Here is a 15,508-nt window from a genome sequence, read left to right on the forward strand (position 1 = left end):
CGCTGCGTCTGGTTCGGTCAGAACACCCATCCGCGGAGGGCGACAAAGCGCAGGCCTCCGACGAGTGCGCTGACTCCGATCACGAGGCCGGCTTGTACAACGCCAGTTGCGCCGGGGAACAGGAAACCGAGTGCGCTGATGGCAGCCGAGCTGGCGAGCAGTCCGACAAGTGCCAGTCCGCCGCCTTCCCACTGCGCGGTGAACCAGTGGACGCGGTCAGCGGCGTGGAACGTGAGCCGCCGATGAAGTTCGTTGGCAAGAATAGTGCTGAGCACCGCGCCCACGGCGTTGGCGACAAGGACTCCGTCGCCATGCAGAGCAAGGAACGCGGCGAAGTACAGGATGTTACTGATGCCGCCGACAAGAGCGAATCGGATGAGCTGGATGAACGCACCGTCACCGGAGAGAGCCCGCAGTGCGCGGCCCGAGAAGCCGATATTCCGCGTACCCATCATCGAGGTCGTTTTACTCCCGACCCAGATGTCAGACGTGCTCATAAATGGCTTCTCTCGTGAAGTTAATCGGAACCATTCGTTCCGCTTAGCAATATAACACTAGCGGAACCGTATGTTCCGCTTAGTGTCGTAGACTGTGAGGATGCCGACAAGTCACCCCGATGCACTAGTGGGATCGTCGGACATTTGCGGACAGCCACGTCTGCGTGCCGACGCCCAAGCGAACCTCGAACGCATCCTCTGTTCCGCGCGTGAAGTCTTCGGGGCCCAGGGCCTCGATGCCACGCTGGCGGATGTCGCTCGTCACGCGGGCGTCGGAGTCGGCACCGTCTACCGACGATTCGCCAGCAAGGACGAATTGATCCAGGCCTTGTTCGACTCCCGCTGCGCGGAGATCGAATCCCTTGCGACAACGTCACTCGAGATTCCCGGCGCCTGGGACGGGCTTGTCCACTACCTCGAAGCGATCTCGCGTCGTATGGCAGACAGTCGCGGATTCGGCGACATTCTGATGGACGCCCGTTTCACGTCCGACGCGTTCACCCGTGCCCGTGCCAGCATCACTCGCAGTACCGCCGCCCTCGTCAACCGTGCGAAGGATGAGGGCACCTTGCGCGACGACTTCGAAATCAGCGACGTTCCACTTCTCATCCAGACCATCAAGCTGTCGCAGAATTTCACGGGCGACGATGCTCCGGAGGCATACCGCCGCGTTCTCGGCTTCATCATCGACGGCTTGCGGGCATCGCGGACCACGCACCGTGAACTTCCCGTGCCGGCCCTCACGACCGAACAACTCGACCACGTCATGCACCGTTACGGAAGTGGACCGGACGGCCCCTGCTGAGTCGAGGAGGTCGGGGCCGCCCGCTGACCAGTTCATTCAGACAGCGGCCCCGACCATTGTCTCAGTGCACCAGAACCGGTTCACCCTCAGGTGCCGTCGGGAGTAGTCCACTCCGAACAACCAATGCCGTCAGCACAGCGCCGACCGCAAAAATGGCTGCAGCCCAGTAGAACGTCGTGGTGTAACTTTCGACGGCGGCCTGCGCCTGCGTGATGGGGTTGACCTCACGACCGACGAGGTAATTCGTAGACGCGGATGCCGCGATGGTGCTCAGTAGCGCTGTCCCGATGGAACCGCCCACCTGTTGCATCGTGTTGACCGTTGCCGACGCAACTCCGGCATCTTCGTAGCGCACACCCGAGGTTGCGCCCTGCATCGACGGCGCGAAGATGCTGCCCATACCGAGGCCGGTGACGACCAGTCCGGGCAGAATGTGGACGGCGTACGTGCTGTCCACCGAAATCTGCGCCAGAATTGTCATTCCGATTGCGGCGATGACCATTCCGCTGGTGATCAGGATACGAGGACCGAATCTCGGCAGAAGTACTGCCGTGGACAGCGTTGCCGCCGTGACGATTCCGAACACCATGGGCATGAAGGCCAGACCGGTCACGATCGGCGTGTATCCGAGGATCAACTGCATGTAGTACGTCAAGAACAAGAAGACCGCGAACATGCCTGCGCCGGAAAGGAAGATAGCCAGGTACGAGCCGGCGCGGATTCGATCGGTGACCACTCGCAGCGGGAGCAGCGGATGGTCGGACTTGGTCTGCCAGTAGATGAATGCGGCCATGAATACGACGCCCGCGGTCAGCCACGCAATGGTGGTACCGGCACCCCAACCGTTCGATTCAGCCTTCGAGAATCCGAAGACGATGCTGAAGAGGCTGATCGACACCAGAACGGTTCCGGGGATGTCGAGTTTCGGCCTGGCTCCGGTAGTGACGTGGGGCGCAAACAGCAGCACGGCTCCGACCAGCGCGATTGCCGCGAAGAACAGGTTCACATACAGGCACCAGCGCCAGTCCACCCACTCGGTAAGCGCACCGCCGAGGAGCAATCCGATAGCGCCGCCGCCGCCGGCCACTGCGCCGAAGATGCCGAACGCCTTTGCCCGTTCTGCCGGATCCGTGAAGGTCACCGACAGTAGTGACAGTGCCGCCGGAGCAAGTAGCGCACCGAAGACGCCCTGACCTGCACGCGCGGCGACCAGCATTTCGAAATTGACCGCCGCGCCGCCGATTGCCGAGGTAACCGCAAATCCGATCAGCCCGACGATAAAGGTGCGCCTGCGGCCGAACAGGTCGCTCAACCGGCCACCGAGCAGCAGCAAGCTGCCGAAGGCCAAGGCGTACGCGGTGATGATCCACTGACGATCGGAATCACCGAATTCCAATGAACGCTGCGCTGCCGGCAGCGCGATGTTGACGATGGTGGCGTCCAAGACCACCATGAGCTGCGCAATTCCCAGAACCGCGAGAATCAGCCACCGTTTTGCGTGGTTGTCCCCTGAAGGCGCCGGGGACTTGTCGATTTCAGTCCACTCAGCAGTTTCTGACATGTTCCCTCGCCCGAGCTATGCGGAGATGGCTTCTCCGGTTAGCAAAAACGGTACACCCAAATGGAGATCATGTCTCCACTTGGCGAGTAAACTGGACATCATGAGCACCGCAATGGAGCGCCCTCTTCGCGCCGACGCCGCCCGCAACAGGCGATTGATCATCGACGCCGCGCGTGAGTTGTACGCAGAAGAAGGCATCGACGTCACACTCGACGACGTGGCTCGCCGAGCCGGCGTCGGCGTCGGCACGGTGTACCGACGGTTCTCAAACAAAGAAGAATTGATCGACGGCGTCTTCCAGCAGAACTTCGCCGACATGGCCGCTGCCACCGAGGCGTCACTCGCCAACCCGGACCCCTGGGACGCCTTGGTGACATTTGCCGAATTCGCTTGTGGCCGAATGTCTGTCAACCGCGGGCTCAAGGACGTACTCAACGGAACAGACGAGGGATGCGAGCAGGTCGCGAGTCAGCGATCCATCATCGAACCTGCCGTCGAAGAGATCTTTCGGCGAGCACGAGACGCCGGAATGCTGCGCCCCGATGCGGTGTCCACCGATCTCTTCGGACTCATCTTCATGGTGGGAGCGGTCACCGAGTTCGCCCAACCCGTCAACCCGACGGTGTGGCGCCGGTTCCTGTCGGTGATGCTCGACGGACTCCGCGCCGAGGGCAAACACCGAGACCCCTTACCTTTGCCGCCCCTGACGCCGGACGAGCTGCATCAGGCAAAGCTGATCATGAAGTCGCGCAAACGCTGAACAGCGCGCTCAGATCGCCTCGCGCGGAATGAAAATCCACATCACGAGGTAGATCAGAAACTGCGGTCCGGGCAGCAAGCACGACAGTACGAACAGCAACCGAACAGTCGACGCCTTCCACCCGAAGTAGCGTGCAATGCCGGCGCAGACACCGCCGAACATTGCACCCGATCGTGCACGAGTGAGCTTGCGGGTCTTCATCGATGACGTCATGGACTGACCTTTCGGTACGTGTCGCGGCGACTGCCGCGTTGACATCAACTATCCGCCGAACTGCCGCGCCGCACATCGGGCGCAGGACCCATCTTTCCGGCCGCGGCTCATCCTCAGGTATCAGTGCTACCCCGAGTCGCAATCAGGGTTGACCCCGACAGAAACACACCTCAAAACTGAAACCTGTTCTAGCATTGCCGAATGGATGTGAGCTACGAGGGAACCAAGAGAGAAATCGCTACCGACAAAGGGGTATTGCGTTATCACGAGGCGGGCGACGGTCCACCGCTGATTCTGTTACACGGATCCGGAATCGGAGTCAGTGGATGGCGAAACTACCGCGGCAATCTTGCCACCTTCGCGCAGCACTTCCATTGTTACGTACTGGAATTCCCCGGCTTCGGCATCAGCGATCCCGTCGACGGGCATCCCGTCGTCACCGCAGGTTCCTCAGTCACTCGCTTCATGAATGCTTTGGACATCGAATCCGCTGCGATGATCGGCAACTCGATGGGCGGTGTCGTCGGGTCGAACGTGGCGATGCGGCACCCCGAGCGAGTGAAGAAACTGGTCACGATCGGCGGTGTTGGCCCCAACATTTTCAGCCAGAACCCGAGCGAGGGCACTCGACTGCTTCAGGAATTTGCCGACGGTCCCACTCGGGAGAAGTTGATTCGATGGCTTCGATGCATGGTGCATGACCCCGGCATCATTACCGAAGAACGCATCGAGGAACGCTGGGAGAGCGCCAAGGATCCGGAATCCCACAAGAGCCTCGCAGCGATGTACGGGTCCAAATCCTTTGCCGCGCAGCAGAAAATGACGTCCGAGTCGAATCGGCCACCGTACTGGTCCATGATGCACGGCGTGCAATGCCCGACATTGCTGACCTGGGGCCTCGACGACCGTCAGTGCCCGCCCGACATGCCGATGATCCCGATGCGACTCATACCGAACGCCGAGTTGCACATCTTCCCGAACTGCGGGCACTGGGTCATGGTCGAAGCGAAAGAAGCATTCGAACGAGTCACGCTCGAGTTCCTCCTCCGGTAGTGACGCGGCAAGTTCTACGGTACGGAGTGGGTTTTGAGCCGAGTCGTCAGGACATGTGCCTGCTCGAGCAGGAGTCTTCCCAGTTCGGGGATCCGGTCCGGCCGGAACCGAGTCTCGACACCGGTCAAGCTCAGGGCCCACGCCGGCCGTCCCCGTCGGTCGAAGACGGCGGCGCCCATTCCCCAACTCCCCTCGACGAGGAGAGCCGGATTGACCGCGTAGCCGGCGGCGCGGGTCAGGCTGATTCGACGGCGAACGGCTTCCTCACTGTGGCCGTCTCCCCACTCCGCGGCGAGATCTCTACGCGCGAAATAACTGTCGACCTCACTGGCAGGCGAGTGACTCAGGATCACCAGACCAGCCGACGCGACGCCTAGTGGAAATCGTTTTCCTTCATAGAGCACATGGGATCTCAGAGGAAAGCTCCCCTCCTGCCTCACGACACACACTGTTTCGTCGCCGCGCCGTGCGGACAAGAAGGCACTCTCCCCCGTCAATCGGGCCAGATCCTCGAGAACATCGCGCGCCGAGTCGGTGATGTCATATCGACTGCCCGCAGCGGTACCGAGGAGATACAACTCCGGCCCCAGAGACCAACGACCGCTCTTCGCGTCGCGGTCCACCAGACCCTCTTCCGCCAGCGACGTAAGCAGCCTGTGAGCCGTCGGACGAGCGAGATCGGCCGCCTTGCTCAGCTCAGTGGTCGTTGCACCGTCTGGTTCCGACGCGGCGACCGCACGCAATACCGCTGCCACCCGAGCCACCATGTGCGGCGCTTGCTCCCTCGATGCCATGTGTCCATCCTAGCGTTCACTGAATGAACGTATCAACGAGAATTGGTCGCCCAGAGACCATTTTCTATCATCTTTCCCATCGTCATTGATTGCTGGATCTGCGCATAGTTGAATTCATCCAGAGAAAAACAATGCGTTCGTCAGATGAACGCAAGATGGGGAGATGACGATGGCAACGAAGGTGTACCAGTCCGCGACCGATGCGGTCGCCGACATCACCGACGCCGCGACCCTGGCCGTCGGCGGATTCGGACTGTGCGGAATCCCTGACGCCTTGATCGAAGCGATCGCGGCAACCAGCGCACGGGAACTCGAAGTGTTCTCCAACAACTGCGGCGTTGACGATCACGGACTCGGAATCCTGCTGTCTGCCGGTCGGATTCGGCGCGTGACGGCGTCGTACGTCGGCGAGAACAAGGAATTCGCGCGTCAGTACCTGGCTGGCGAACTCGAAGTGGAACTGACACCGCAAGGAACACTGGCAGAACGCCTGCGCGCCGGCGGAACCGGAATCCCGGCGTTCTTCACTCCGGCAGGTGTCGGTAGCCCTATCTCCGACGGCGGCATGCCCTGGCGCTACAACAGCGACGGTTCCATCGCAATTGCGTCCCCGCCCAAGGAAACTCGCACCTTCGGAACCAAGCGATACGTGATGGAAGAAGCAATCACGGCCGATTACGCCCTGGTTCACGCCGTCATGGGTGACACCGAGGGCAACCTCGTCTTCGACAAGACGGCGATGAACTTCAACCCACTCGCTGCTATGGCGGGGCGAATCACCATCGCCCAGGTGGAACGGCTTGTCGAGCCTGGCGAGATCGACCCGGCTTCAGTTCATCTTCCTGGGGTTTTCGTCCAGCGTGTTGTCCACACCGGGCCCCAGAACAAACGAATCGAAAAGCGAACCGTCAGCGCGTCCGAAGGAGCAACACGATGACCGCATCAGCAACAGTGACCGGTTGGACCCGCAACGACATGGCGGCCCGTGCCGCGGCCGAGATGATCGACGGCGAATACGTGAACCTCGGAATCGGTCTCCCCACCTTGATCCCCGGGTACCTCGGCTCGGACGTTCGGGTAGTTCTTCACTCGGAGAACGGAATCCTGGGCACCGGCCCGTATCCCACCGAGGACAACGTCGACCCGGATCTCATCAACGCGGGCAAGGAAACCGTCACCGTCAATCCCGGTGCGGCATACTTCGATTCCGCTCTTTCCTTCGGCATGATCCGCGGCGGCCACATCGACACCGCAGTTCTCGGTGGCATGCAGGTCTCGAAGACCGGCGACCTCGCCAACTGGATGGTGCCCGGCAAGATGGTCAAGGGCATGGGCGGCGCGATGGATCTTGTCCATGGTGCCCGCCGTGTCATCGTCGTCATGGAACACACCGATCGCGACGGCAACCCCAAGATTGTCGACGCATGCACCCTGCCGCTGACCGGCCAAGGCGTCGTAGATCGCATCATCACCAACCTTGCAGTCATCGACGTCACCGACGGCGGCACACTTACCTTGCGTGAATTGGCCCCCGGCGTCACTGTCGATGACGTTGTCAGTGCCACCGGCACCGAATTGAAAGTAGACCTGACATGACCAGTTCTGTGATTGTTGCCGGAGCCCGTACCCCGATGGGTCGACTCATGGGTTCGTTGAAGGACCTGTCCGGGTCCGATCTCGGTGGCATCGCCATCAAGGGCGCCCTCGAGAAGGCCGGTGTCGCCCCGGAGCAGGTCGAGTACGTCATCATGGGTCAGGTTCTCACCGCCGGCGCCGGTCAGATGCCGGCCCGCCAGGCCGCCGTCGCCGCGGGCATCCCGATGAGCGTTCCCGCCCTGAGCATCAACAAGGTGTGCCTCTCCGGTGTCGACGCCATCGCCCTGGCCGATCAGCTGATCCGCGCCGGCGAATTCGACGTCGTCGTCGCCGGCGGGCAGGAATCGATGTCCCGCGCACCGCACATGCTCGAAAAAAGCCGCGAAGGGTTCAAGTACGGCGACGTCACGATGCGTGACCACATGGCGTACGACGGCCTGCACGACATCTTCACCGACCAGGCGATGGGCCTGCTCACCGAACAGGTCAACCAGCAGGACGACACCCACATCACCCGCGCGGAGCAGGACGCCTTTGCCGCGGCCTCACACCAGAACGCCGCCCGCGCCTGGAAAGACGGCCTCTTCGACAACGAGGTCGTCCCCGTCTCCATCCCGCAGCGCAAGGGCGATCCGATCGTCTTCACGCAGGACGAGGGCATCCGCGCCGACACCACCGTCGAATCCCTCGGCAAACTGCGTCCCGCGTTCAGCAAGGACGGCACCATCACCGCCGGCTCCGCGTCGCCGATCTCCGACGGCGCCGCCGCCGTGGTCGTGATGAGCAAGGCCAAGGCCGAAGAACTCGGTGTGGCGTGGATCGCGGAGATCGGTGCCCACGGTGTGGTCGCCGGACCCGATTCGACTCTGCAGTCCCAGCCGGCGCGGGCCATCGCGAAGGCCTGCGCGAAGGAAGGCATCGCGCCCGCCGATCTCGATCTCGTCGAGATCAACGAGGCGTTCGCGGCCGTCGGTATCGCCTCCACGCGTGAGCTCGGCCTCGATCCGGCGAAGGTGAACGTCAACGGCGGCGCCATCGCCGTCGGGCATCCCCTCGGGATGTCCGGTGCCCGGATCGCGCTGCACCTGGCACTCGAGTTGGCGCGCCGCGGCGGCGGCATCGGCGCGGCCGCACTGTGCGGCGGCGGCGGGCAGGGCGACGCACTGATCGTCCGCGTACCCAAGGCCTAGAGGCCAGACGACGGTTCAGCGCGGATACAGTCGCCGCAGATGCCTGGGAACGACAAACGGATTCCAGGTATCTGCGGCCTGCGCGAGCCGGTCGGCCACGGCCCACAACGCCGAAGGATTGTGCGTCAACCCCATGTGACTGCCATGTACCGCAACACTTTCCGAACGATCCGACGGGAAGTCGCGGCACACCTGCCACGGAACCACACCGTCCCGCTTGGAGTAGAGCGCCGTTGCCGGAACGGGTAACGGGTGACCGAGTTCCCACTCGATACCGTTGACGGGTGGAAGAATCGCATGGTTGCCGGACATACGTGAGTACAGCGCACCGACACGCGTTTGCTGCAGGTTACTCAGCCCGAATGGACTTCCCAGGGTGATCACCTGGCGCACGGCGTGCGGGAGATCCCGCGCAAGTTGGCGGGCATAGATTCCGCCCAAGCTCCACCCGATCACCGACACCGGTTTGTCGTAGCGATCCGCCAGACCTGCGAGGACCCCAGGCAGACCGTCGACAACCTGAGGCGTCGGCCCGGTGTTGATGCCGAGGTTCCAGCCGTGGACTCGATATCCGAGAAACCGCAAGTACGCGCGCAGTGCCATCGTCGACGTGTCGGACGCCAACAATCCCGGCAGGACCAGAATCGGGTGTCCGTCACCTCGCGGCGAACGGAGCAACCACGGTGCCGCGAGCACCAGCGACGCAATGTCGGCGAGCCCGCGCGGCGGTTCCGTCAGGCACATCGCCAACGACGGCGGGCCGGGAAGAAGCTCGGGGAAAGTTTCGGGAAGCTCGGAGCACCCGAGCTCCACTACAGACGTATCCGCCGCGACAGACACCTGGACTCCTTGTCGGCCGGTGTCCGGGCGGTTCGCCCCACCTGGCCGGAGGGGACGGTTCCGTGGGCTGTGTTCTCAACCCACGGAGCCTTGTCCGTGATCGCCACCGGTAGCGAACCTGGACCGATACTGCGCACCAGTTTCCGAGGTGGAAACTCGGTGTGATCCAGAACACTATTGGCGCATACGTTGCAACTACGTTGCGGACTTGTCGCGAACCTGCGGAAGGATCAATTGATGTCGTTCACAGACCAGGAAATCGAGTACATGGCGTCGCAACCTCTTGCGAGAGTTGCCACTGTGGGCCCAGACGGTCAACCGGACGTCGTGCCGTTGGCCTTCGAATACGACGGCACTCACCTATGGATAGGTGGGGTCGGCGAGGCCGTCGTCAATACCCGCAAATTCCGCAACATCCGCTCAGGGCACTACGAGGTTGCACTGGTCATCGATGACATGCCGTCGTTCGAGCCATTCGTCGCGCGCGGAATCAGGATCTACGGCATTGCCGAACCGCCGATCGACAGGGTGGGCATGGTCGGCCCCGGGGTCTACTCACGCATCACACCGACGGTCTCGTGGAGTTGGAACTTGGGCGGAGAACCGACAGGTGACACCTGGTACGAATCTCACAAGACTATTCACACGCAGTAGGTCAGTTCGAGCAACTCTCGGGTGGCAGGTTTTCGGCGGCCCACGTTGTCAGTTCGCTGAGAGCGGGGAGCAGCGCCTGCCCCGACGCCGTGAGTTCGTACTCCACCGCGATGGGCGGACCGGCGTCGACGGTCCGTGTGACCAGGCCGGCACCAGCCAGTTCGGTCAATCGGTCCGAGAGCACGGAGTCGCTGATTCCCCCGACAGCACGCTTGAGTTCGGCAAATCCCGCAGGCCCACCGAGCAGCGTTGCGAGGATGACACCGTTCCAGCGTTTGCCGAGAAAGCGGAAAGCCCGTGCCAACGCCGCATCACAGACGCGGGGTTGATGATCAGTTCCACTCTTACTCTCCACTTCACCATCCTAGCGTCAGTGCTAACGTACTCATAGTCACTTTGTTTTTACTAGCAACTCGTCTTGCCGGAGATGCCTGGCAAGCCATCACGGAACGGAACCACCGATGTCAATCGACGCAGCCACCCCATTTACCGCAAAGCAGCTCGACACCGCCAGCCGCGAACTTCTCTTCACCGAAGCTCGCACGGCCAACTCTTTCTCCAACGAACCAGTGACCGACGACGAACTCACCGCGATCTGGGAACTCGCGAAGTGGGCGCCGACCGCAGCCAACACCAACCCGCTTCGCGTGCTGTTCGTACGGACAGAGGAGGGTAAAGCGCGCCTTGTAGAGCACATGGCCGACGGCAACAAAGCCAAGACTGCTTCCGCGCCGGCAGTCGCGGTCCTCGCTGTCGACACCAAGTTCTACGAGCACATCCCGGCGCTCTTCCCGATCCGCCCGGAAATGAAGGACCACTTCGCGTCCGACGAGGCTGCTGCCACGTCGACCAGTCGGTTCAACGCCGCCCTGCAGGCCGGCTACGTGATTCTCGCGATCCGCGCACAGGGCCTGGTCGCCGGCCCGATGGCCGGATTCGACGCTGCGGGCATCGACGGCGAGTTCTTCGCCGACGGCCGCTTCAAGACCACTCTCGTGGTCAACATCGGCCATCCCGGCGAGAACCCGTGGTTCGACCGCCTGCCGCGCCTGTCCAACGAAGACGCACTCAGCTGGGCCTGAGTCTGGCGCTCGCCTGCACTCGAAACGCTCCGATCAGACCCAGGACGAGGAACGCCGCCGACACGTAAAGCGAGTAGCGCGTCGCTTCCGCAAATCCGTCGGAGAGCAGACGCACGACATCTGGGCCGGCTTCGCCCAGTTGTCCGTGCGTCCCCTGCTCCCGCAGGACTCCGATAGAACTGCCTGCGGATTCTCGTGTCGCGTCGGACAGTTGGATTGCTTCGGACGACGGCACTCCCCCTGATTCGAGCGTGCCTGGCATGTTTCTCGACAACCCGAACGCCAATACTGCGCCGACGACGGCACTTCCGATGGCCGAGCCCAGCTGGCGAACCGTGCTCTGCGTCGCTGATCCCTGACCGGATTCTTCGGTCGGTATGTCTGCCAGGGTAATTCCGGTGAGCTGCGCGGAGGCCAATCCGAGGCCGGTTCCGTAGACCACCAGAAGCAGCGCCAGAAGCCACGGCGCGACAGTCGAACTGACAAAAACAGCAACTACGACAACACCGACAACTTCCAGGAGCAATCCCAGAATCACTGTTCGGGGTGCGCCGATCAGCGCAGTGAGATGCCTTGCGAGCGAACCGGATATGAAAGCGCCACCGGCCATCGCGGCAAGCACGAAGCCTGCGCCCATCGTACTCAGGCCCAATGCGTTGACGAGATAGAGCGGCAGTACGAACAACAAGCCGAATTCGGCGATCGCGACCGTCATGGCAGTCACGTTGCCCCAGCTGAAGGTGGGCGTGAAGAACAAATTCATGTCCAGAATCGCAGATCGGTGAATTCGTCCACGATGCCTCTCCCACAACACAAATCCCAGCAGCAGGAGGATACCGATCGTGCCGATCGTCGGAACCACGGATAGTGGTGCGTCGGCGGACCACGTGATACCGAAGAGATGCAGATCCGCCTTCTGAGTCCACCAACCGAGTGTGCCACCCTCGATAAGTGCAAAGATCAACGCACCGAAACCGAAGGCGCTCAAGAACAGTCCCAGAACATCGAGCCCCGGTTCGACGACCCCGGCTCGGGTTTCGGGAACCACCATGTATGTCGCGATCATCAGGGCGATGCCGATCGGCACGTTGATGACAAAAATCCACGGCCAGGTGAAGTACGTGGTGATCCAGCCACCGAGTAGCGGACCTATCGCAGCAACGCCGGCGATGACGGCACCCCACACGCCGAACGCCACCGCCCTGTCCTTGCCTCTGAAGATCGAGTTCATCGAGGACAGCGTGGCGGGCAGTACGCACGCACCACCGACGCCTTGAATCGCTCTGGCCACAATCAGGCTGGTTGCGCCGTCCGCGGTAGAGGCCAACAAGCTACCGACCACGAATATCGCGATACCGACGACGTACAGACGTCGGCGGCCCAATCTGTCGCCTAACCGACCTGCAGTGAGCAGAAGCGCAGCAAAGATCACCGAATAGAGACTGTTGACCCATTGCGCGTCGTCGAAATTCAACTTCAGATCGTCGATCAGAACCGGGAGCGCTACTCCGACGATGGTGCCGTCGATGACGATCATCGCCAGACCGCCGACCAGTACGATCAGGGCGGCCCACTTGTTCTTGACTGCAGACTTGTCGGGCTCGGGTGTGGTCTCCGTATTCGGCTTGTCCATGTCACACTCCCATAAGGGCGGATTGGTGGATTTACCCTAGGCCGCATTCTTTGAACTCGCAGCAAAATCTCCGACGCCCTTGCCTCAGTTACCTTGCCGCACATTTGGGATGTAAACCCACACGGAAGGACCTCGGACACCCGTCCAGTTTTTAGGGTAGGCAAACCATACTCGAGTGTGTAATGCTCCTCCGGTGAAAAACATTTCCAGCGCAGCGGCGCCGTGGGGCATTGCAGCATTCCGCATCGTTGTCGGTTTCCTGTTTCTCTGCCATGGCCTGTCGACACTGACCGGATGGCCGGTAGCTCCATGGGGCGGAAACACATCGTCGTGGACGGACTGGCCCGGCGGCTGGGCAGCGACGATCGAGCTGGTGGCCGGCACGTTGATCATCATCGGACTCGGCACTCGCGCAGCAGCTTTCATTGCCTCGGGTTCCATGGCCGTTGCCTACTTCTGGAAGCATCAGCCCGACGGCTTGCTCCCCATCCAGAACGAGGGAGACTCGGTTGTGCTGTTCTGCTGGTCCTTGCTCCTGCTGGTCTTCATCGGGCCGGGCGCTGCTGCTTTGGACAACCTCAGACGAGCCAAGGCCACCTCCAGCGAAGTAGCGGACGAGCCAGTTGCAGTAGGAACTTCCAGCCCGTAGTCCGTCATTTATCCAGAGCGACAATCTGACCCGAACCTACGATTGCCGAACAGCCGGCGTCACACCGCATATACCTGCGGGTGACGCCGGCTTTTCGTCTGTTGAGCAACATCCGACACGCAGCTATCCGAAATAGTTGCAGTACTGAACTTTTTGGACGAGGGTCGACGTAAACACTTCACGACTCGAACGACGCCTGTGTATCCGAACTGCGGGATGGGTACACGTTCGAGTCAGCAACAGTCCGAAAGAGGGTCGGTTCGGAAAATGGGCGCACTGTGGGAATTTGTCGTCGAACGACGACAACAGCTATTGACCGATTCGTATCTCCATGTTTCGGCCGTCATTCAGTCGGTGATTATTGCAACCATTGCCGCGGTTGCCATCGGAATTCTCGTGTATCGCAGTCCTATTGGTTCATCAGTGGCAACAGCGCTGGCCAGCACGATCTTGACGGTTCCGTCGTTCGCTCTTCTCGGACTTCTCATTCCGATTCTCGGTCTGGGTGTCGCGCCGACCATCACCGCACTGATTCTCTATGCACTACTTCCGATCATCAGAAACACCATCATCGGTCTCGACTCGGTGAATCCGGCCATCACCGATGCTGCACGCGGTGTCGGTATGAATCGACTGCGTGTACTCGGCCGCATCGAACTGCCTCTCGCGTGGCCGTCGATCCTGACCGGTATGCGGGTCAGCACTCAGATGCTCATGGGCATTCTGGCTATCGCGGCGTACGCAAAAGGCCCAGGTCTGGGCAACTTGATCTTCTCCGGACTATCTCGCGTCGGCAGCCCAACAGCTGTTCCTCAAGCACTGACCGGCACGGTACTCATCGTCATTCTGGCTCTGATACTCGACGCCATCTACGTCGTCATCGGTCGGCTCACTACCTCGAAGGGTCTCCAGTGACTGAAACCATCCCCCATGACGTCACCAGCGATCCCACGGTTTCCGGAGTCGAGATCGTTCTGGAATCCGTGACCAAGCGATACCCAGGACAGAAAGACGCGGCAGTCGACAACGTGTCCCTCACTGTTCCTGCAGGTGAGATCGTTGTCTTCGTCGGCCCGTCCGGCTGCGGCAAGACCACCACGATGCGCATGATCAATCGTCTCATCGAACCCACGTCCGGAAAGATCACCATCGACGGCAAAGATGCCTTGTCGATCGACCCGGACAAGCTGCGACGCGGCATCGGCTACTCGATCCAACAGGCCGGCCTGTTTCCACACTTCACGATTGCCAAGAACGTGGCGACGGTGCCGGGATTGATCGGCTGGGACAAGAAGCGGATTGCTGCCCGCACCGACGAGATGCTGGACCTCGTGGGGCTGGATCCGGATACGTATCGAGACCGCTATCCCCGGCAGCTGTCCGGTGGTCAGCAGCAGCGTGTCGGGGTCGCGAGGGCACTTGCCGCTGATCCCCCAGTCCTGTTGATGGACGAGCCCTTCGGTGCTGTCGACCCCATCACGCGCGGACTCCTGCAGGACGAGTTGATGCGTCTGCAAACGGAACTCGGGAAGACGATCGTATTCGTCACCCACGATTTCAACGAAGCAGTCAAACTCGGCGATCGAATTGCCGTGCTGGGCAATCAATCCACGATCATGCAGTACGACACTCCAGAAGCGATCCTCGCCAATCCGGCCAATGACATGGTCGCGGGCTTCGTCGGCGCCGACGCCTCCCTCAAGCAGCTGACGTTGACGCGGGTGCGGCAGATCAAACTCAAGCAATGCCTCACCGCGCGGGAGACCGACTCGGTGGACGAGCTGAGAAGTTCACTCGCAGCACGTAAGTGGAAGTGGGCCCTCATTCTCGATCAGCGCGGACGCCCACTCCGCTGGGTCTCACCGTCACATCTGGCACACGCGTCGTCGCTGCGTGGCGTTGGCAACGAGATCGGTGAGGCCGTGTCCGTTCAGTCGACCTTGCAAGATGCACTCGAAGCGCTGCTTGCCGAAAGCAATGCATCGACGGTAGTCACGGGCCGGCGCGGCGAATACGTCGGTCTCATCACCATCGACACACTGGTCAGCCATCTTTCGGAGATGCGTGAGGAACACGCACACGATCATGACGAGGATGTTCCGGAGTGAGCGCGTCGACGGAGGACCTGGCAGCGCCGCCCGCTGCTGGAGCCGCAGATCTCGATGGCGGCGCGGATCTCGG

18 protein-coding genes are annotated in these 15,508 nt (G+C 61.5%); 11 read left to right on the forward strand and 7 right to left on the reverse strand.

Going from position 1 to position 15,508, the window contains the following annotated elements:
- Nucleotides 1-17: 17 nt before the first annotated feature.
- A complete protein-coding gene (locus CJ178_RS15520; RefSeq protein ID WP_045066699.1) occupies nucleotides 18-455 on the reverse strand; it encodes a GtrA family protein in 438 nt (145 codons plus the stop codon).
- A gap of 142 nt (nucleotides 456-597) precedes the next feature.
- On the opposite strand from CJ178_RS15520, the gene CJ178_RS15525 reads away from it, so the two are divergent.
- A complete protein-coding gene (locus CJ178_RS15525; RefSeq protein WP_045064834.1) occupies nucleotides 598-1,302 on the forward strand; it encodes a TetR/AcrR family transcriptional regulator in 705 nt (234 codons plus the stop codon).
- A gap of 61 nt (nucleotides 1,303-1,363) precedes the next feature.
- Here CJ178_RS15525 and CJ178_RS15530 read toward each other — a convergent pair whose 3' ends face one another.
- Nucleotides 1,364-2,863 carry an MFS transporter gene (locus CJ178_RS15530; RefSeq protein WP_033237018.1) on the reverse strand — a complete coding sequence of 500 codons (1,500 nt, stop codon included), beginning with the start codon at nucleotides 2,861-2,863 and terminating at the stop codon, nucleotides 1,364-1,366.
- 100 nt (nucleotides 2,864-2,963) lie between these two features.
- On the opposite strand from CJ178_RS15530, the gene CJ178_RS15535 reads away from it, so the two are divergent.
- Nucleotides 2,964-3,623 carry a TetR/AcrR family transcriptional regulator gene (locus CJ178_RS15535; protein WP_257013195.1) on the forward strand — a complete coding sequence of 220 codons (660 nt, stop codon included), beginning with the start codon at nucleotides 2,964-2,966 and terminating at the stop codon, nucleotides 3,621-3,623.
- Between the two features lie 9 nt (nucleotides 3,624-3,632).
- Here CJ178_RS15535 and CJ178_RS15540 read toward each other — a convergent pair whose 3' ends face one another.
- On the reverse strand, nucleotides 3,633-3,836 hold the full coding sequence (locus CJ178_RS15540) for a PspC domain-containing protein (protein WP_033237019.1): 204 nt from the start codon (nucleotides 3,834-3,836) through the stop codon (nucleotides 3,633-3,635).
- Between the two features lie 201 nt (nucleotides 3,837-4,037).
- Here CJ178_RS15540 and CJ178_RS15545 point away from each other — a divergent pair, with 201 nt between their 5' ends.
- Nucleotides 4,038-4,889, forward strand: a complete 852-nt coding sequence (locus CJ178_RS15545) for an alpha/beta fold hydrolase (RefSeq protein WP_095887076.1) — start codon at nucleotides 4,038-4,040, stop codon at nucleotides 4,887-4,889.
- Between the two features lie 14 nt (nucleotides 4,890-4,903).
- Here CJ178_RS15545 and CJ178_RS15550 read toward each other — a convergent pair whose 3' ends face one another.
- Entirely contained in the window at nucleotides 4,904-5,683 is a 780-nt protein-coding gene (locus tag CJ178_RS15550; RefSeq protein WP_084702460.1) for an IclR family transcriptional regulator, read from the reverse strand.
- A gap of 169 nt (nucleotides 5,684-5,852) precedes the next feature.
- On the opposite strand from CJ178_RS15550, the gene CJ178_RS15555 reads away from it, so the two are divergent.
- The 3 genes from CJ178_RS15555 to CJ178_RS15565 are packed head-to-tail and all read left to right on the forward strand — an operon-like array spanning nucleotide 5,853 to nucleotide 8,469.
- Entirely contained in the window at nucleotides 5,853-6,620 is a 768-nt protein-coding gene (locus CJ178_RS15555) for a CoA transferase subunit A (RefSeq protein ID WP_172937628.1), read from the forward strand.
- Nucleotides 6,617-7,279 carry a CoA transferase subunit B gene (locus CJ178_RS15560; protein ID WP_095887077.1) on the forward strand — a complete coding sequence of 221 codons (663 nt, stop codon included), beginning with the start codon at nucleotides 6,617-6,619 and terminating at the stop codon, nucleotides 7,277-7,279. Before CJ178_RS15555 ends, CJ178_RS15560 begins: the two co-directional genes overlap by 4 nt.
- Nucleotides 7,276-8,469, forward strand: coding sequence for an acetyl-CoA C-acetyltransferase (locus CJ178_RS15565; RefSeq protein WP_095887078.1), 1,194 nt, complete (start codon nucleotides 7,276-7,278; stop codon nucleotides 8,467-8,469). Before CJ178_RS15560 ends, CJ178_RS15565 begins: the two co-directional genes overlap by 4 nt.
- Before the next feature lie 15 nt (nucleotides 8,470-8,484).
- Here CJ178_RS15565 and CJ178_RS15570 read toward each other — a convergent pair whose 3' ends face one another.
- The gene (locus tag CJ178_RS15570) at nucleotides 8,485-9,213 is read right to left on the reverse strand and encodes an esterase/lipase family protein (RefSeq protein ID WP_095888000.1); all 729 of its coding nucleotides are present in this window, start codon (nucleotides 9,211-9,213) and stop codon (nucleotides 8,485-8,487) included.
- A gap of 333 nt (nucleotides 9,214-9,546) precedes the next feature.
- Here CJ178_RS15570 and CJ178_RS15575 point away from each other — a divergent pair, with 333 nt between their 5' ends.
- On the forward strand, nucleotides 9,547-9,963 hold the full coding sequence (locus CJ178_RS15575; RefSeq protein ID WP_095887079.1) for a PPOX class F420-dependent oxidoreductase: 417 nt from the start codon (nucleotides 9,547-9,549) through the stop codon (nucleotides 9,961-9,963).
- A gap of 1 nt (nucleotide 9,964) precedes the next feature.
- Here the strand turns inward: CJ178_RS15575 and CJ178_RS15580 are convergent, their stop codons facing one another.
- Nucleotides 9,965-10,318 carry a winged helix-turn-helix transcriptional regulator gene (locus CJ178_RS15580; RefSeq protein ID WP_095887080.1) on the reverse strand — a complete coding sequence of 118 codons (354 nt, stop codon included), beginning with the start codon at nucleotides 10,316-10,318 and terminating at the stop codon, nucleotides 9,965-9,967.
- Between the two features lie 106 nt (nucleotides 10,319-10,424).
- On the opposite strand from CJ178_RS15580, the gene CJ178_RS15585 reads away from it, so the two are divergent.
- The gene (locus CJ178_RS15585) at nucleotides 10,425-11,045 is read left to right on the forward strand and encodes a malonic semialdehyde reductase (RefSeq protein ID WP_033237352.1); all 621 of its coding nucleotides are present in this window, start codon (nucleotides 10,425-10,427) and stop codon (nucleotides 11,043-11,045) included.
- On the opposite strand, the gene CJ178_RS15590 is transcribed toward CJ178_RS15585, so the two are convergent.
- Nucleotides 11,032-12,678: an MFS transporter gene (locus CJ178_RS15590; protein WP_095887081.1), complete on the reverse strand. Its 1,647-nt coding sequence runs from the start codon at nucleotides 12,676-12,678 to the stop codon at nucleotides 11,032-11,034. The genes CJ178_RS15585 and CJ178_RS15590 overlap by 14 nt on opposite strands.
- A 193-nt stretch (nucleotides 12,679-12,871) precedes the next feature.
- Between CJ178_RS15590 and CJ178_RS15595 the strand changes: the two genes are divergently transcribed.
- The 3 genes from CJ178_RS15595 (at nucleotide 12,872) to CJ178_RS15605 (ending at nucleotide 15,435) form a co-directional block, all read left to right on the forward strand.
- Entirely contained in the window at nucleotides 12,872-13,327 is a 456-nt protein-coding gene (locus CJ178_RS15595; RefSeq protein ID WP_095887082.1) for a DoxX family protein, read from the forward strand.
- Between the two features lie 267 nt (nucleotides 13,328-13,594).
- On the forward strand, nucleotides 13,595-14,242 hold the full coding sequence (locus CJ178_RS15600; protein WP_033237349.1) for an ABC transporter permease: 648 nt from the start codon (nucleotides 13,595-13,597) through the stop codon (nucleotides 14,240-14,242).
- Complete coding sequence (locus CJ178_RS15605; protein WP_033237348.1) at nucleotides 14,239-15,435, forward strand: ABC transporter ATP-binding protein; 1,197 nt, start codon at nucleotides 14,239-14,241, stop codon at nucleotides 15,433-15,435. The genes CJ178_RS15600 and CJ178_RS15605 overlap by 4 nt, the downstream gene beginning before the upstream one ends.
- Nucleotides 15,436-15,508 lie beyond the last annotated feature (73 nt).

Source organism: Rhodococcus sp. ACPA4 (genome assembly GCF_002300185.1).
In the GTDB taxonomy this organism is placed as follows: domain Bacteria; phylum Actinomycetota; class Actinomycetes; order Mycobacteriales; family Mycobacteriaceae; genus Rhodococcus_F; species Rhodococcus_F globerula.

Excerpts from the sequence above, each read along its gene's own strand:
- CJ178_RS15520 (WP_045066699.1), bottom strand. The coding sequence starts at position 455 with ATGATGGGTACGCGGAATATCGGCTTCTCGGGCCGCGCACTGCGGGCT.
- CJ178_RS15525 (WP_045064834.1), top strand. The coding sequence starts at position 598 with ATGCCGACAAGTCACCCCGATGCACTAGTGGGATCGTCGGACATTTGC.
- CJ178_RS15530 (WP_033237018.1), bottom strand. The coding sequence starts at position 2,863 with ATGTCAGAAACTGCTGAGTGGACTGAAATCGACAAGTCCCCGGCGCCT.
- CJ178_RS15535 (WP_257013195.1), top strand. The coding sequence starts at position 2,964 with ATGAGCACCGCAATGGAGCGCCCTCTTCGCGCCGACGCCGCCCGCAAC.
- CJ178_RS15540 (WP_033237019.1), bottom strand. The coding sequence starts at position 3,836 with ATGACGTCATCGATGAAGACCCGCAAGCTCACTCGTGCACGATCGGGT.
- CJ178_RS15545 (WP_095887076.1), top strand. The coding sequence starts at position 4,038 with ATGGATGTGAGCTACGAGGGAACCAAGAGAGAAATCGCTACCGACAAA.
- CJ178_RS15550 (WP_084702460.1), bottom strand. The coding sequence starts at position 5,683 with ATGGCATCGAGGGAGCAAGCGCCGCACATGGTGGCTCGGGTGGCAGCG.
- CJ178_RS15555 (WP_172937628.1), top strand. The coding sequence starts at position 5,853 with ATGGCAACGAAGGTGTACCAGTCCGCGACCGATGCGGTCGCCGACATC.
- CJ178_RS15560 (WP_095887077.1), top strand. The coding sequence starts at position 6,617 with ATGACCGCATCAGCAACAGTGACCGGTTGGACCCGCAACGACATGGCG.
- CJ178_RS15565 (WP_095887078.1), top strand. The coding sequence starts at position 7,276 with ATGACCAGTTCTGTGATTGTTGCCGGAGCCCGTACCCCGATGGGTCGA.
- CJ178_RS15570 (WP_095888000.1), bottom strand. The coding sequence starts at position 9,213 with ATGTGCCTGACGGAACCGCCGCGCGGGCTCGCCGACATTGCGTCGCTG.
- CJ178_RS15575 (WP_095887079.1), top strand. The coding sequence starts at position 9,547 with ATGTCGTTCACAGACCAGGAAATCGAGTACATGGCGTCGCAACCTCTT.
- CJ178_RS15585 (WP_033237352.1), top strand. The coding sequence starts at position 10,425 with ATGTCAATCGACGCAGCCACCCCATTTACCGCAAAGCAGCTCGACACC.
- CJ178_RS15590 (WP_095887081.1), bottom strand. The coding sequence starts at position 12,678 with ATGGACAAGCCGAATACGGAGACCACACCCGAGCCCGACAAGTCTGCA.
- CJ178_RS15600 (WP_033237349.1), top strand. The coding sequence starts at position 13,595 with ATGGGCGCACTGTGGGAATTTGTCGTCGAACGACGACAACAGCTATTG.